This window comes from Trinickia symbiotica (genome assembly GCF_002934455.1).
Classification (GTDB): domain Bacteria; phylum Pseudomonadota; class Gammaproteobacteria; order Burkholderiales; family Burkholderiaceae; genus Trinickia; species Trinickia symbiotica.
In genome coordinates, this window is sequence record NZ_PTIR01000019.1 from 87,581 (window position 1) to 101,843 (window position 14,263).

Below are 14,263 nucleotides of genomic sequence, written 5' to 3' on the forward strand. Positions count from 1 at the left end.
GGACGATCGAAGAGTCTTCTTCCGCCTCGTCCGCCATCGCCATCACCGATGGACTCAAGTACACCAAAGCGTAGAATGGGCAGATAGAACAAAAACGGCATCGCCGTGGGATGCCGTCGCCAAGAGCGCCGCCAATGGCGGATCGCGGCCGCTTTCGCTATGATCCGCGACGGAAAACCGCAAATCCGGGGCAGCGCGATCGGCGACGCTGATCTCCACGGCACACTTACCGCCCGAATTTTTTGCATCACATGAACGCTGTCGATCCGTCACCGACGATTTCCTCCGCTGTCCCGAAGGCGCGCATTCGCTTCGGCATCGTCTTGATGCCGAATTTCACATTGACGGCGTTTTCGGGTTTCGTCGACATGCTGCGGCTGTCCGCCGACGACAGCGACTTCAGCAAGCCCGTTCGCTGCGCCTGGAGCGTGGTCGGCAAGACGCTTGCGCCCGTGCGCGCGAGCTGCGGGATCCAGGTGACGCCGTGGGAAACGTACGACGAAGCGGAGCCGTTCGATTACGTCGTCGTCGTGGGTGGCCTCCTGCATTCGGTTCCGCAAGCCGACGACGAAACGCTCGAATTCATCCGTCGCGCCGCGCGCGGCAATACGACGATCGTCGGCATCTGCACCGGCGTCTTTGCGCTCATGCGGGCCGGCGTGCTCGACGGTCACCGAGTCTGCGTGAGCTGGTTCCACTACTGGGATTTCATCGAGCGCTTCCCGAACGCCGATGCCGATGCGCTCGTCGCCGATCGGCTCTTCGTGATCGATCGGCGGCGGATCACCTGCTCGGGCGGGCGCGCGTCGATCGACGTCGCGGCCGCGATCCTGCTGCGGCACATGGATCACGCCACTGTGCAAAAGGCGCTGCGCATTCTGCTCGTCGGCGAGATGCAAAAGGGCAATGCGCCGCAGCCTCACCCGCCCGGCATCGCGCCTGCCACGCACCCCAAGGTCAAGCGCGCGATCCTGCTCATGGAACAGTATGTCGGGCGCGCGCTGCCGCTAGACGAGCTGGCATCCAAGCTCGACCTTTCGCCGCGACAGCTCGAGCGTCTTTTCAAGGCGGAAACGGGAAAGAGTCCTCAGACGTTTGCCAAGCACGTCCGGCTGCGGACGGCAGCCTGGCTATTGACGAGCTCGGACAGGACGGTGGCCGACATCGCGTCGAGTTGCGGTTTCTCCGACGCCTCTCACCTCGGACGCGAATTCCGCAAGCAGTTCGGGCTGCCGCCCGTGATGTATCGCGAGCAGCGGGCGGGCGTCGCGGTTGGCGATGCTGAAGGCTTCACCGAAGCGGGATTGGACGACGCCGCAGCCGACGCGATCCCGCAATAGCCGTCCTCGTCCTCGTCTTCGTCCTCTCCCTCGTCATCCTATCCGACGCGTCGCAGCGGCCATCCAAACTCAATGCTCCTGCCGACGCTCGCGGCTCGGCGCATGGCCGAACTGGGCGCGGTAGGCCTTGCTGAAATGGCACGCCGATTGAAAACCACAGACGCTCGTGACCTCGGCGATCGACGCATCCGTCGTACGCAACAGATCGCGCGCGCGACGCAGCCGCAGCGACAGGTAGTAATGCGTCGGTGAGACGTCGAGATAGAGCTTGAACATCCGCTGCAGATGACGCTGCGAAAGCTGTACGAGGCGCGCGAGTTCCTCGAGCGACAGAGGCTCTTCGATGTTCGCCTCCATCAGCCGCACGACTTCGATCAGCTCCGCGCGAGAGAAGCCGATGCGCGCATCGACCGGAATCGGCTGATGATCGGACGCGCTGCGAATTCGCTCGAGGATGAATTGGGCCGAGACTTGCGCGGCGAGATTCTGGCCGAGCCGCTGTCCGACCAGATGGAGCATGAGGTCGAGCGGCGCCGTGCCGCCCGTGCAGGTCAAGCGATCGCGGTCGATCACGAACAGCTCGTCGCTGAACTTCACGTTCGGAAACTCGGCGTGCAGCGCCGACATGTCCTCCCAATGAACGGTGCAGCGATAGCCGTCGAGCAATCCGGCGCTCAGCAGCGCGTAGGCACCGGTACAGATCGCGCCGAGCGGAACCTCGCGCGCCGCAAGATACGCGAGCAGGCTGCGCACGCGCTGATCCACCGACTGCCGGATCTGCGTGCCGCCGCATACGATCAGCACGTCGGGAACGCCCGCTTGCTCGAGCGTCTGCGTCGGCGTCACCGTCACCCCGTTGCTCGCGGAGACGGGCACGCCGTCGGGCGAGATGACGGACCAGCGGTAGTGCGTCCGCCGGCTGACATAGTTAGTCATCCTAAGCACTTCGACGGCGCTCGTAAAAGCGATCATCGAGAAGCTCGGCAGCGTCAGAAAACCGAAATGCACGGTGGCCGGCTTCGCCGCCTGGGCTTGGGCTTCGGCTCGCGCTTCGGCTTCGTCCGCGATGAGGTTCTCCGGCGTCATGCTGGCTCCGTCCGTGCTCGGGCTCAAGCCGCGGGCTGTTGCGATTGCGCGGGGCGCAGGCGCATCACGCTGCGCAATCCCTTGAAGCGAGGCGCGGGCGCCGTGCCGGGCGTGCGGCCGAAGCTCTCGGTAATACGGTCGAGAATGATCGCGAGCAGCACCACCGACAAGCCGCTTTCGAAGCCGAGACCGATGTCAAGCCGCTGAATGCTCGCGAGCACGTCGTTGCCGAGCCCGCCCGCGCCGACCATCGATGCGATGATGACCATCGAGAGCGCCATCATGATCGTCTGGTTGACGCCCTGCATGATCGACGGCAACGCATTGGGAACCTGGACCTTGTAGAGCAGCTGCCACGGCGTGCAGCCGAAGGCCTGCCCCGCCTCGACGATCTCGCGGTTCACATGCCTGATGCCGAGGCTCGTGAGGCGCACGGCCGGCGGCATCGCGAACACCACCGTCGAAATGATGCCGGGCACGCGGCCGAGCCCGAACAGCATCGCGGCCGGAATCAGGTAGACGAAAGCCGGCATCGTCTGCATGAGGTCGAGGATCGGCCGCACGATGAGCGCGACATGCTTGCTCTTCGCCGTCCAGATTCCGAGTGGAATACCGAGCACGAGACTGATGATGGTCGACGAAAGCGTCAGCCCGAGCGTCACGACAGTTTGATCCCAAAAGCCCGTCGCAAATATCAGCAACAGCGAAAGCGTCGTGAAGATCGCGAAGCGCCAGCCCACGCGCCATAGCGCCACAGCGATGAAAATGGCCATCAGCGCCGGCATCGGAATCGCCTGCAAGCCATGCTCGACGAGCGCCGCGAGGCCGTCGATGCCGCGGCCGACCGCGTCGAAGACGCGGCTGTCATGATCGAGCAGATAGTGGACAGACTGATCGACCCAGCTGCCGAGCGGAATCAGTTCAGACATGGGAACCTCGCATGCGCGTCAGCGCTTGAAGAACGACGGCACGATCGACCGAGCCGCAATAACAACCGTCGTCGTCGACGACGGGCAGCGCGCGCGGATACGCCATGACGCGCGAGACGACCTGCTCGAGCGATGCGGCGCGCGGTATGCTTTCGATCTGCGCGAGGCTCGGCGCGGCCGTGGCGAGCGCGTCGCGCGTCACGAAGCCGCGAATCTTGCGTTCGCCATCGAGCACGAACGCATAGTCGGCGCTGCCGTTCATCGATGCAGCAACGCTGGCCGTATCGAGCTGCCGCACGAGCGGCACGGCGTCGGTCTGCATCAGGTCGCCCGCCGTCAGGTAGCGGCTCGTATCGACGCCCTCGAAGAACGCGCGGACGTAGTCATCGGCAGGACTGCTGACGATTTCCTGGGGCGTTCCGAGCTGCACGAGCCTGCCGCCCTCCATGATCGCGATGCGGTTGCCGATCCTGAACGCCTCTTCGAGATCGTGCGAGACGAACATGATGGTGCGGCGCTGGTCCTTCTGCAGTTGCAGCAGGACGTTCTGCATCTCCTTGCGCTTCAACGGATCGAGCGCCGAGAATGCTTCGTCCATGATCATCAGCGATGGGTTGACGGCGAGCGCGCGAGCAAGGCCGACACGCTGCTGCATGCCGCCCGACAGCTCGGCCGGCAGCTTGTGCGCGAACGGGGCAAGACCAACTTGCTCGAGCACCACCATTGCCTTCGCCTCGCGCTCCTTGCGCCCGACGCCGGCCACCTCGAGCCCGAACGCGGCGTTGGAGAGCACGGTGCGCTGCGGCATCAGCGCGAAGGACTGGAACACCATGCTCATATCCCTGCGGCGCAGCGCAGTGAGTTCGGAACGTCGCACGGTCGCGATATTGCGCCCGTCGATGACGATCTTTCCGGCCGTGGTATCGACGAGCCGATTGATCAGGCGAATCAGCGTCGATTTGCCGGAACCGGACAAGCCCATCAGGACGAAGATCTCGCCCTCCTGAACCTCGAACGACACGTTGTGAACGCCGACGACCTGACCCGTGCGCGCGAAGATTTCATCCTTCGTCGCACCTTGGCTGAGCATGTCCAGGGCGGCTCCCGGGTTGTTGCCGAACACCTTGAAGAGGCCTTCGACCAGCACCTTGGGTGAACTCATCTTTACCGTCTCCTTGCGGCAGGCGCGAACCTGCAAAGTGTGCATACATAGTTGCTAGAAAAATCCCCACTTAGCCGACGAATTCCGACGCACGCTTGCGAAAATGCGACACGTCCGGACAAGCGTGGTCGTCGTCGAATGGCTGGGAGCGCCGCCTGGCAAGGCTTTGCGGCTTTACTCGCGAATTGCGACATTTGGCGCCTGGCTCGTCTATGTCGCGATTCGACAGATTCGCGTCCGTTCCGCGCGGCGGCAGGCGCCGCGTGCCTTCCGGCGGCTCCCACCGGTGCCAGTGCTGGTGCCCGCCTGATCGGCGTCGACAGTCGTTCTATGACAAAATGGCCGCGTTTTTGCCACTTGTCATTCCGCGAAAACCATGTCTGACACGCTCGAAGAACAAGAAGCAGCCGACTATGCGATGCGCCATTGGAGCGTCGGCGACAAGGTACCGATTAAGCTGGGCTCACAGGCCCACAAGCGGATGTTTTGCCGCATGCTGCTCGAGACGCACAATCCTTACAAGCCCGCCGTCATCGCCTGGCCTGAACTCCCGCCCGACGCGCTGGCGCGCGTCACGTCGCTGCCGATCTGGGACATCGCGGTCCAAACCGAGGGCCGCGCCTCTGTCCGGGTTGCCACCTACGCGGCAAGCGTGCGCGATCCGCTTTTGCGCGAGGCGCTTCAACTCGGCGGCGCCGAAGAGGCGCGTCACAAAGTCGTGTTGTCGAAGCTCGTCGGCGCTTACGGCATCGAGCTCGCCCCGGAACCCGAATACCCCGCACCGCGCGATGCGGAGTGGGCCTGGATGGTCACAGGATTCAGCGAATGCATCGACAGCTTTTTCGCATTCGGACTGTTCCGGTCCGCCCAGCTTTCCGGTTTTTTCCCCGATGCGCTCGTCGAGACGTTCGAGCCCGTCATTCAGGAAGAGGCGCGGCATATCCTCTTCTTCGTGAACTGGGTTGCCTGGCATCGACGCAACCTACCGTGGTGGAAGCGGCCCTGGTTCTTTGCCTGCGTCGTCGGCGTCTGGTTTCTGCTCGTCTGGGAGCGCGTGGCCATCGCGAAAGGCATCGACGCCGAAGGTGTGGCGCACGACGCCAATTTTGCGGCAAGGGGCGCCGCCGCGGTGGGCGAAGCAATCACTCCCCGCAAGCTCGTCGAGCTCTGCCTCGAAGAAAACGAACGACGCATGAGCGGCTATGACGCGCGCCTGCTTCGCCCGACCTTCGTGCCACGGCTCGCGAAGTTCGCGCTGCGGTTCCTGAGGAAATAGCATGCGCGGCTTGCACGAACGGGTGCGCGCATGCGCCGGCCGCTTGGCGATATGCGCTACGTTGCTGATTGCGGGCTGCGAGACGCTTGCCGCGGCGGACCCCAACGCGCTTTGGCAGATCGTTCATTTCGATTGCGCGCCGGCCGCGCGAACCACGGACAAGACCGGCGTCTGCTCGAGCGTCGATATCAGCCATCGCTATGCGATCCTCAAGGACCGGAACGGCCTCGCGCAGCATTTGCTGATACCGACCGATCGCATATCCGGCGTGGAAAGTCCGCTCGTGCTCGCGCCGGACGCGCCGAACTACTGGGCCGACGCATGGAACTCCCGCGGCTTCGTCGAAGCCTCGCTGACAGCGGCTCATCGCGAAACGCTCGCGGACGATCGACTCGGCCTCGAAATCAATTCCGCTTATCGGCGCACGCAGGAACAGTTACACATTCACATCGATTGCATGCGTGCGAGCGCGGTCGAGGCGTTGCAGCGTCATCGCAACGATGCGCCGAATCGATGGGACTGGGACACGATCGACGGTGCGCGCTATCGCATCATGCGAGTCAGCGGCCCGACGTTCGACGTCAACCCGTTCGACATCGTCGCGCGCGACAAGCAAGCGCCCGATGCGATGGCCGCGCAGACCATTCTCGTCACGGGCGCCGGGCCGTCGGCGCAGCACGACGGATGGCTGATCGTGAATAGCGGCACCGATGTCGACGGTGGCACGGGCTCCGCCGAAGTGCTGCTCGATCATCAGTGCAAGGTGGCCGAGAACAGGCCATAACGCGCGCAGTTCGCGCCGTTTATCGCGACGGCCACTTCCATGGCGGCAAGTCGAACGCGTCGACATCGACGATGCGCGTAGCGCCGAGCTCTTTCTCGAGCACGATCGAGCTGCACCCGCTCTCGCGCTCGAGCGCGGCTACAAGCCGCGTGGCGTGCGAAACGACCAGCACCTGAGACCGTACCGACGCCTGAGCGATAAGGCGCGCCAACGCCGGAAGGAGATCGGGGTGGAGGCTCGTTTCCGGTTCGTTCAACACGAGCAGCGTCGGCGGCCGGGGCGTCAGCAACGCGGCGACGAGCAGCAAATAGCGCAGCGTGCCGTCCGAAAGCTCAGCGCCTCTCAGCTCGCGCAAAAGCCCATGCTGATGCATCGTTATTTCGAAGCGGCCGTCGTGGTTGGCCACCCCGACGCGCGCGCCCGGGAACGCATCGTCGATGGATGCATCGAGCGCGGCGCCATCGCCGATTTCGCGAATCGTCTGCAGTGCGGCCGCGAGGTCGGAGCCGTCGTCGCCAAGTACGGGGGTATGGGTGCCAATCTGAGGCAACCGCGTAGGCGCTTGCTCGTCGGTACGGAAGTGATCGTAAAAGCGCCACGACCGGATCTGCTCACGCACGGCAATCATCTCCGGCGCGGTTTTCGGGTCCATGAACTCGGTCATCATGCTGTCGAAGCTGGCGACTGGCTGAGGAACCGTGAACCATTCTCCGCTTTGATCGCGTGTACGGATCGTCGCGCCTTGCCTGTCCACGAGCAAAGCCGACGGGCGTAAGATCGGTCCGCTCCAGATGCACTCCCGTTTGATGACGGGGTCCAGCGAGAACTGAGAACCGCTGGGGATCGGCAAGCCGAGATCGACTGCGTAGCCGAACGAAGCCCCCGCGAATCCCAGGCGCAAACTGACGGCGTCCTTGCGGCGCGTCCCGTGCACCGGCTGTTCGCCGGCGAGCATGGCGCGTGAAAAGCGCTCGGGGCCGGCCCACAGTGTCGACGGCAGTCCGCCCTCGCGCGCGAGTGACGGGATGAGTCCGCCTTTGGCCGTCAGCGCCAGAAGACGCAGTGCCCGGTAGACGTTCGATTTTCCGCTGCCGTTCGGCCCAGTGATGACATTGAGTGCGCCGAGCGGCACGATCAATTCGCGCAGCGAACGGTAGTTGGAAATAGCGAGCGTGGTCAGCATGACATTTTCTGATCAAAACCTTCGTGAGTGGCGCTGGTCGTAAAACCGATAATTTATACCGTAGGCTGAATATGGCGCGCATCTATTTAAAAAACGGCCAAGCATGGTCGTTACAGGTTCGATACGTTTTGCTCGCATCGCCGCTCTGATGCTCCTGCCGGAGCACGCTGCGGCAAGCCAATTAAGGCTCTTGACTCAAAGCACCGCTCTGTACGTTTCAAAACAGAAGCGTCTTCGATGCGCAGCGCTTGCAGCCGTGCGGCAAGACCGCGACCAATGTCGACCGCGCCTCGATCCCGGGCCGATGGCACGGTTCATGCGGTCTTTACGGCCAGGCTTTAAGGAGTCCTGATCGAAAGAATCGATCGCGGTCGTGCGTAGCGACATCGGCTGAAACGCCATTCTCACACGTCACTTGAATTTCGGATTCGCGGGATTCACTCGATCTCACGATGGGTAAAGCTGTTTTTTCTCATTAGCGCACCACCCGTTTTTCAGGCGGGCGTACGCGCTAAACCGGAGCGCAGCGATGAAAGAGTTCCTCGTCGCTTTGATATTGATCACTCCAGTAGTCGTGGTCGGCCATCAACTGGGGCTCGACGCCCAGCAGGTCGTGGACGGAGTGGTTCGCGTCGTGCGAGCGCTGTTGGACGCCGCTTCTTGAGCGACCGGAATTAATCGCTGGCCAGCATCCGCCGACGAATCGCCTCGACGAACACATCCGCTTGCTCAACAGCCCAGCGGGCTTCGTCGTCGGCTACCGTCTCGCCGGTGTAATCCGCGAGGCGACGTAAGCGCTCAACCTTGTTGAGTGCGCTCCCAAGCTCCGGTTCAATCGTGCCCGACTTCACGAGGTGAAGACCAAACGACGATATCAGACTACGATGTGTTTTCGGCGAAGCGTCAGGGAGCGTGATCCCTTCGAACAACAACGCTGCGGTCATGCTCATACGGGAATACCTTCCCGAAGGATGTTCTTGATGAGAGCCGGGTTGCTGAACAGTTCGGGGTGATCCATCTCGTCCTCCCAAAGCGGCAGCGCTTCGACGAGCACGCCGGTCTCCAGCAATACGTCGAAAGCGATCCCAGCCATCTCCAACGCAATCGGCGTACGCCTGCCATGCTGCCCCGGCAAAATCACCGCGATATCCGCATCGCTTTCTTGGCTGTGGGTTTCGCGGGCCCGACTGCCAAAAAGGAGCGCGCGGCTGACTTGATAGCGGCCGGCGATGCGCTCCATAAATGCCTTTGCCGCGCGCGCGGTTTCGGGATCGACAGCAGGGTTCACGGCAGTCTCCGGTGGACTCACAATACTCACCGCGTACGATGATAATTCAGTGTCGCAACACGCGCCATATCAACTGGCATAAGCCGCGCCAGTGCCGACATAAGCTACGGGCCGCGGCGCCGCAATCGCTCACCCCGCCACCAGCCCGCGCTTTTCCAGCCATTCGCGATTGAACAACCGCGCAAAGTAAAGGCTCCCTCGGTCGCACAGCAAAGTGACGATCGTATGCCCGGGGCCCATTTCGCGGGCAAGCTCGACCGCCGCGGCGATGTTGATGCCCGTGGATCCCCCCATGTACAACCCTTCTTCGCGCAGGAGGCGATAGACCATCGTCACGCAGGTTTGATCGTCCACGCGAATTGCATCGTCGATCGGCGTGCCCTCGAGGTTCGCCGTGATTCGACTGGAGCCGATGCCCTCCGTGATCGAGTTGCCCTCCACTTTGATCTCGCCGGTCTTGACGAAGCTATAGAGCCCGCTGCCGTGCGGATCGGCGAGCACCGTCCTGATTGCCGTGTTTTGCTCCTTGAGGAAACGCGCGACGCCCGCGAGCGTGCCGCCGGTCCCCGTTGCGCAAACGAAGGCGTCTATGTTTCCGCCCGTGTCGCGCCATATCTCCGGCCCCGTCGTTTCGTAGTGCGCCTGACGGTTGACCACGTTATCGAATTGATTGGCCCAAATCGCGTTTTCCGTTTCCTCCGCCAAGCGGCCCGCAATCTTCTGGTAGTTGTTCGGATCTTTATAGGGCACCGCGGGCACGGGACGCACTTCAGCACCAAGCACGCGCAGCAGGTCCATCTTCTCTTGCGATTGCGTTTCGGGAATGACGATGATGCACCGATAGCCACGTGCCGCGCAGATGTGAGCGAGGCCGATACCGGTGTTGCCGGCAGTCCCCTCGATCACGGTGCCGCCCGGCTTCAGCGCGCCGCGACGCTCGGCATCTTCGATGATGTAGCGCGCCGCGCGATCCTTGACCGAGCCGCCCGGGTTGATGAATTCGGCCTTGCCGAGGATCTCGCAGCCTGTTTCGGCGCTCAATTTCGCGAGGCGGATCAGCGGCGTATTGCCGACAGCGCCAACAAACCCATCGAGTACTGGCATGTGCGCTCTCCTTCCTTGAAACCAATGAGGACCCTTCCAGAATAGGCCGGCACCGGCGTCATTTGTAATGCTGCAAAAGCACGCCCAACGCCGCCAGCACAGCGAGAATCACGATGATGACCGGCGTGTTCAGCCGGCCCGCGATGAACGGCGCGGCGTGCCTGCGAATCGCTTTTACAGTGACGGGAATCCTCACGATAGCCTCCGATTACGGACGGGTGGGTGCGCTACCTGCTAGGCAAAAACCTCATATGTCCCATCGCCCCATTAGAGGAGCCCCCACTATGCTGACACAGAAGACGAAAGATATCGTCAAGGCCACTGCACCGGTGCTTGCCGAGCATGGCTATCCGATCATCCAGCGATTCTACGAGCGTCTGTTCGAGGCCCATCCCGAACTGAAGAACGTCTTCAACATGGCGCATCAGGAACAAGGGCAGCAACAGCAGGCGCTCGCTCGCGCCGTGTATGCCTACGCCGAAAATATCGAGGACGCGAGCAGTCTTACCGCCGTGCTGAAAAACATTGCAAACAAGCACGCAAGCCTCGGGGTGCGGCCCGAGCACTACCCGATCGTCGGCGAGCATCTGCTCGGGGCGATCAAGGACGTCTTGGCGAATGCCGCAACGGACGAAATCATTTCGGCGTGGGCGCAGGCGTACGGCAATCTCGCCGACATCCTGATGGGCATGGAAGCGGAGCTCTACGAGCGCTCCGGAACGCAAGTTGGCGGCTGGACCGGCTGGCGCACATTCGTCGTGCGCGAGAAGCGCCCGGAAAGCACTGTGATTACATCGTTCGTGCTCGAGCCTTCCGATGGCGGCCCGGTGACCAATTTTGAGCCTGGGCAGTACATCAGCGTGGCCGTCGACGTTCCTTCCTTGGGGCTCCAGCAGATACGTCAGTACAGCCTTTCGGATATGCCCAACGGCCACACCTATCGCATTTCCGTGAAGCGGGAAAGCGGCGGCTCGAAGCCGCCGGGCTACGTGTCAAATTTGTTGCACGATCATGTCAGCGTCGGCCACAAAATCAAGCTGGCAGCGCCGTATGGCAATTTCCATATCGATGTCGACGCGAAAACGCCCATCGTGCTGATCAGCGGCGGCGTCGGATTGACCCCGATGATCAGCATGCTAAAGAGGGCAATACAGGATCCTCATCGCCAGGTCGTCTTCGTGCACGGCGCGCGGAACAGCGGTGTCCACGCGATGCGCGACCGGCTGCGGGAGACAGCGAGGACCTACAGCAACTTCAGCTTGATCGTGTTCTATGACGATCCATTGCCGCAGGACGTCCAGGGAAAAGATTACGACTGGCCGGGGCTCGTGAACGTCGATTCGATCAAGAACGCGATCCTGCTGCCCGATGCGGACTACTACATTTGCGGCCCGATCCCGTTCATGCGGATGCAGCACGATGCGCTGAAGGGATTGAACGTCCCGGAGGCTCGCATCCACTACGAAGTCTTCGGGCCGGATCTCTTCGCCGAGTAGAACGAAACTTTCAGCGATTGGGCGGACCAGCAGTTCATGCCGACACTCGAGCTCGCCGGCCGGTCCTGCGACGCTCAGCCGAGCCTTTCCTTCAGGAACGCGACCAGGTACGGCGTCGCGGCTGCCGCTACCGTCGAAGCGGTGGACGGGTCTATCCCCATTCTCTCGGCCAGGGACTCGGCGACACGCCCGGTGAGGACACCTTCTCCGCCTTCCATCAGCGATTTGAAGACGCCGTCGCCGCGGACGAGGCCCGCCGCAAAGGCCGCGAAAAAGCTCTTGCCCGCATGCTCGCCCATCAATCCGCCGCTTTGCTCTTCGACGTGAGCGTGCGCCGTTTCCGCCGCTTGACTGAGCATTTGCTGCGCATCGTCGGCGTTGATACCCTGCGCCGTCAGCGCCTGGGTCGCCTGGCTTCCGTGCTCGGAAGAAAGAAACTCGGAAATCAGTTGCTGTGCGTCCATGGATCGCTCTCCTTTTGAGTTCGGCTTCAGGGCAGTGTCCGTGTTGGGGCAGCGGACAAGCGCAAGTATGCTACCAGCCGCGCATGCGTAAGCACAGCCATCAGGCTCTCGCCTGACAAAAATTCACGATTGCTCGCCCATCTCCATGACCAGCAACTGCGCGCCGTCGGCAACCTGATCGCCCACCGCGAAGAGCACTTCCGCGATCTTGCCGGCGGTCGGCGCGCCGATCGTATGCTCCATCTTCATCGCTTCCATGACGATGAGCGGCGCGCCCTTCTCCACCACAGCGCCGGGTTCGACGAGCACCGCGATCACCTTGCCCGGCATCGGAGCGGTCAGGCGCCCCTCGCCGTGCTCCGCATCGGCCGCATGCGCGAGCAGGTTCGTCCATTCGAACGCGAGCGACGTGCCCTGGCAAAACACATGAAACACGTCATCGTCGACGAATACGCGCCCCGTCACGCGGCTATCGCCAATATGCGCGCCGAGCGCATGCGGCTCGCTGCCGCGCCACCAATCGAACGGCTCGGTCCATTGCGCATGCTCGAGCGACCGAGCATCGCCGTCGCGCAAGTAGACCACGCGAAACGCCTCGTCTCGCTCAACATCGCGCCAGTCGATCGATTGTCGGTACGGACCATTGAGCCGCCAATGCGACAACGCATCCCACGGCGATGCGCCATGAGCCAGACCGCCCTCGCGCGTCAACAACGCGGCGCACGCCAGCGCGAGCGCCTCCTTGAACGGCCTCGACGCGGGGGCGAAAAGCGCGTCGCGATGCCGCTCGATGAGGCCCGTGTCGAGGTCCGCGCAGGCGAACGGTTCGCTTGCCACGACGCGCCGCAAGAACTCGACGTTCGTCTGCGGACCGACCGCCTCGCAATCCTTGAGCGCATGCGCAAGACGCGCCAGCGCTTCGTCCCGGTCCGCGCCATGCACGATGAGCTTGGCGATCATCGGATCGTAGAACGGCGTGATCGCGTCGCCTTCGCGTACGCCGCTGTCGACCCGCACCGGTGCTCGCGTCGGCGTGCCGATCGTGAACTCGACGGCTTCCGGCATGCGCAGATACTTGAGCGTGCCCGTGGACGGCAAAAAGCCGCGCGATGGATTCTCCGCGTAGATGCGCGCCTCGATCGCATGGCCTCGGACCCGGAGCTCGTCCTGGCTCAACGGCAGCGGCTCGCCTGCCGCAACGCGCAACTGCCACTCGACGAGGTCCTGCCCGGTGATCATCTCGGTGACCGGATGCTCGACCTGCAGGCGAGTATTCATCTCCATGAAGTAGAACTGGCCGTCCGCCATGATGAATTCGACGGTGCCCGCTCCCACGTACTCGACGGCGCGCGCCGCCGCGACCGCGGCCTCGCCCATCGCGCGGCGCAGCTCGTCCGACAAGCCCGGCGCCGGCGCCTCCTCGAGCACTTTCTGATGGCGACGCTGCACCGAACAGTCGCGGTCGAACAAGTACACGGCGCCGCCCTGCGTGTCGGCGAATACCTGCACCTCGATATGGCGCGGTCGCGTCAGATACTTTTCGATGAGCACACGGTCGTTGCCGAAACTGCTCGCCGCTTCGCGCTTGCATGAAGCCAGTGCCGCCGCGAAATCCTCACCGCGCTCGACGACGCGCATCCCCTTTCCCCCGCCGCCCGCGCTCGCTTTCAGCAGCACCGGATAGCCGATCTCGTCGGCCTCGCCCCGCAATAGTTCGGCGTCCTGATCGTCGCCGTGGTAGCCCGGCACGAGCGGTACCGCCGCCGCATGCATCAAGGCCTTCGCCGCGGCCTTCGACCCCATCGCGGCAATCGCCGAAACGGGCGGCCCGATGAAGACGAGTCCCGCCTTTTCACACGCATGCGCGAAATCTTCGTTCTCCGAAAGAAAGCCGTAGCCGGGATGGACGGCTTGCGCGCCGGTCCGCAACGCGGCCTCGATGATGCGTTCGATGCGCAAATAGCTGTCCGCGGCCGCCGAGCCGCCGATGTGGACCGCTTCATCGCAGGCGGCGACATGCTTGGCATTCGCATCGGCGTCGGAATAGACGGCGACGCTCGCGATACCGAGCCGCTTGCAGGTTGCGGCAACGCGGCACGCGATTTCCCCGCGGTTCGCGATCAGGATTTTGTTGAACATGAAATGTCTCGG

14 protein-coding genes and 1 pseudogene are annotated in these 14,263 nt (G+C 63.0%); 5 read left to right on the top strand and 10 right to left on the bottom strand.

Annotated features, from left to right (window positions below; translation table 11 throughout):
* Nucleotides 1-251: 251 nt before the first annotated feature.
* On the top strand, nt 252-1,340 hold the full coding sequence (locus B0G57_RS23610) for a GlxA family transcriptional regulator (protein WP_018441986.1): 1,089 nt from the start codon (nt 252-254) through the stop codon (nt 1,338-1,340).
* Between the two features lie 69 nt (nt 1,341-1,409).
* Here B0G57_RS23610 and B0G57_RS23615 read toward each other — a convergent pair whose 3' ends face one another.
* From B0G57_RS23615 to B0G57_RS23625, 3 genes and pseudogenes are all read right to left on the bottom strand, one after another.
* A complete protein-coding gene (locus B0G57_RS23615) occupies nt 1,410-2,426 on the bottom strand; it encodes a GlxA family transcriptional regulator (protein ID WP_020566339.1) in 1,017 nt (338 codons plus the stop codon).
* A 23-nt stretch (nt 2,427-2,449) separates the two neighbouring features.
* Nucleotides 2,450-3,355, bottom strand: coding sequence for a choline ABC transporter permease subunit (gene choW / locus B0G57_RS23620; protein WP_018441988.1), 906 nt, complete (start codon nt 3,353-3,355; stop codon nt 2,450-2,452).
* Nucleotides 3,348-4,643 (bottom strand): annotated as a pseudogene (locus B0G57_RS23625) (quaternary amine ABC transporter ATP-binding protein); the annotation flags it as partial. The gene choW and the pseudogene B0G57_RS23625, both read right to left, overlap by 8 nt.
* A gap of 250 nt (nt 4,644-4,893) precedes the next feature.
* On the opposite strand from B0G57_RS23625, the gene B0G57_RS23635 reads away from it, so the two are divergent.
* Together B0G57_RS23635 and B0G57_RS23640 are read left to right on the top strand one after the other, a co-directional pair.
* Nucleotides 4,894-5,793, top strand: coding sequence for a hypothetical protein (locus B0G57_RS23635; RefSeq protein WP_018441991.1), 900 nt, complete (start codon nt 4,894-4,896; stop codon nt 5,791-5,793).
* Between the two features lies 1 nt (nt 5,794).
* Nucleotides 5,795-6,577, top strand: a complete 783-nt coding sequence (locus tag B0G57_RS23640) for a CDP-diacylglycerol diphosphatase (protein ID WP_018441992.1) — start codon at nt 5,795-5,797, stop codon at nt 6,575-6,577.
* A 19-nt stretch (nt 6,578-6,596) separates the two neighbouring features.
* Here B0G57_RS23640 and B0G57_RS23645 read toward each other — a convergent pair whose 3' ends face one another.
* Nucleotides 6,597-7,760: an AAA family ATPase gene (locus B0G57_RS23645; RefSeq protein WP_018441993.1), complete on the bottom strand. Its 1,164-nt coding sequence runs from the start codon at nt 7,758-7,760 to the stop codon at nt 6,597-6,599.
* 529 nt (nt 7,761-8,289) lie between these two features.
* On the opposite strand from B0G57_RS23645, the gene B0G57_RS32185 reads away from it, so the two are divergent.
* Nucleotides 8,290-8,424: a hypothetical protein gene (locus B0G57_RS32185; RefSeq protein WP_018441994.1), complete on the top strand. Its 135-nt coding sequence runs from the start codon at nt 8,290-8,292 to the stop codon at nt 8,422-8,424.
* 10 nt (nt 8,425-8,434) lie between these two features.
* Here the strand turns inward: B0G57_RS32185 and B0G57_RS23650 are convergent, their stop codons facing one another.
* The 4 genes from B0G57_RS23650 to B0G57_RS31165 all read right to left on the bottom strand — a co-directional run bounded on the left by B0G57_RS23650 (nt 8,435) and on the right by B0G57_RS31165 (nt 10,348).
* Nucleotides 8,435-8,710 carry a hypothetical protein gene (locus B0G57_RS23650; protein ID WP_018441995.1) on the bottom strand — a complete coding sequence of 92 codons (276 nt, stop codon included), beginning with the start codon at nt 8,708-8,710 and terminating at the stop codon, nt 8,435-8,437.
* Nucleotides 8,707-9,000 (bottom strand): nucleotidyltransferase family protein, encoded by a 294-nt coding sequence (locus B0G57_RS23655; protein WP_018441996.1) that lies wholly within the window; start codon nt 8,998-9,000, stop codon nt 8,707-8,709. Before B0G57_RS23655 ends, B0G57_RS23650 begins: the two co-directional genes overlap by 4 nt.
* 177 nt (nt 9,001-9,177) lie before the next feature.
* Nucleotides 9,178-10,152 carry a cysteine synthase A gene (locus B0G57_RS23660; protein WP_018441997.1) on the bottom strand — a complete coding sequence of 325 codons (975 nt, stop codon included), beginning with the start codon at nt 10,150-10,152 and terminating at the stop codon, nt 9,178-9,180.
* 58 nt (nt 10,153-10,210) lie between these two features.
* Nucleotides 10,211-10,348 (bottom strand): hypothetical protein, encoded by a 138-nt coding sequence (locus B0G57_RS31165; protein ID WP_018441998.1) that lies wholly within the window; start codon nt 10,346-10,348, stop codon nt 10,211-10,213.
* A gap of 88 nt (nt 10,349-10,436) precedes the next feature.
* Between B0G57_RS31165 and hmpA the strand changes: the two genes are divergently transcribed.
* The gene (gene hmpA, locus B0G57_RS23665) at nt 10,437-11,648 is read left to right on the top strand and encodes an NO-inducible flavohemoprotein (RefSeq protein ID WP_018441999.1); all 1,212 of its coding nucleotides are present in this window, start codon (nt 10,437-10,439) and stop codon (nt 11,646-11,648) included.
* 74 nt (nt 11,649-11,722) lie between these two features.
* Here the strand turns inward: hmpA and B0G57_RS23670 are convergent, their stop codons facing one another.
* Both B0G57_RS23670 and B0G57_RS23675 read right to left on the bottom strand, forming a co-directional pair.
* A complete protein-coding gene (locus tag B0G57_RS23670) occupies nt 11,723-12,112 on the bottom strand; it encodes a hypothetical protein (RefSeq protein ID WP_018442000.1) in 390 nt (129 codons plus the stop codon).
* Nucleotides 12,113-12,235: 123 nt separating this feature from the next.
* Complete coding sequence (locus tag B0G57_RS23675; protein ID WP_018442001.1) at nt 12,236-14,251, bottom strand: acetyl/propionyl/methylcrotonyl-CoA carboxylase subunit alpha; 2,016 nt, start codon at nt 14,249-14,251, stop codon at nt 12,236-12,238.
* Between the last annotated feature and the right edge of the window lie 12 nt (nt 14,252-14,263).

What these genes read in the sequence shown, in the direction of transcription:
- B0G57_RS23610 (WP_018441986.1), top strand. Translation starts at nt 252, where the DNA reads ATGAACGCTGTCGATCCGTCACCGACGATTTCCTCCGCTGTCCCGAAG.
- B0G57_RS23615 (WP_020566339.1), bottom strand. Translation starts at nt 2,426, where the DNA reads ATGACGCCGGAGAACCTCATCGCGGACGAAGCCGAAGCGCGAGCCGAA.
- choW (WP_018441988.1), bottom strand. Translation starts at nt 3,355, where the DNA reads ATGTCTGAACTGATTCCGCTCGGCAGCTGGGTCGATCAGTCTGTCCAC.
- B0G57_RS23635 (WP_018441991.1), top strand. Translation starts at nt 4,894, where the DNA reads ATGTCTGACACGCTCGAAGAACAAGAAGCAGCCGACTATGCGATGCGC.
- B0G57_RS23640 (WP_018441992.1), top strand. Translation starts at nt 5,795, where the DNA reads ATGCGCGGCTTGCACGAACGGGTGCGCGCATGCGCCGGCCGCTTGGCG.
- B0G57_RS23645 (WP_018441993.1), bottom strand. Translation starts at nt 7,760, where the DNA reads ATGCTGACCACGCTCGCTATTTCCAACTACCGTTCGCTGCGCGAATTG.
- B0G57_RS32185 (WP_018441994.1), top strand. Translation starts at nt 8,290, where the DNA reads ATGAAAGAGTTCCTCGTCGCTTTGATATTGATCACTCCAGTAGTCGTG.
- B0G57_RS23650 (WP_018441995.1), bottom strand. Translation starts at nt 8,710, where the DNA reads ATGAGCATGACCGCAGCGTTGTTGTTCGAAGGGATCACGCTCCCTGAC.
- B0G57_RS23655 (WP_018441996.1), bottom strand. Translation starts at nt 9,000, where the DNA reads ATGGAGCGCATCGCCGGCCGCTATCAAGTCAGCCGCGCGCTCCTTTTT.
- B0G57_RS23660 (WP_018441997.1), bottom strand. Translation starts at nt 10,152, where the DNA reads ATGCCAGTACTCGATGGGTTTGTTGGCGCTGTCGGCAATACGCCGCTG.
- hmpA (WP_018441999.1), top strand. Translation starts at nt 10,437, where the DNA reads ATGCTGACACAGAAGACGAAAGATATCGTCAAGGCCACTGCACCGGTG.
- B0G57_RS23670 (WP_018442000.1), bottom strand. Translation starts at nt 12,112, where the DNA reads ATGGACGCACAGCAACTGATTTCCGAGTTTCTTTCTTCCGAGCACGGA.
- B0G57_RS23675 (WP_018442001.1), bottom strand. Translation starts at nt 14,251, where the DNA reads ATGTTCAACAAAATCCTGATCGCGAACCGCGGGGAAATCGCGTGCCGC.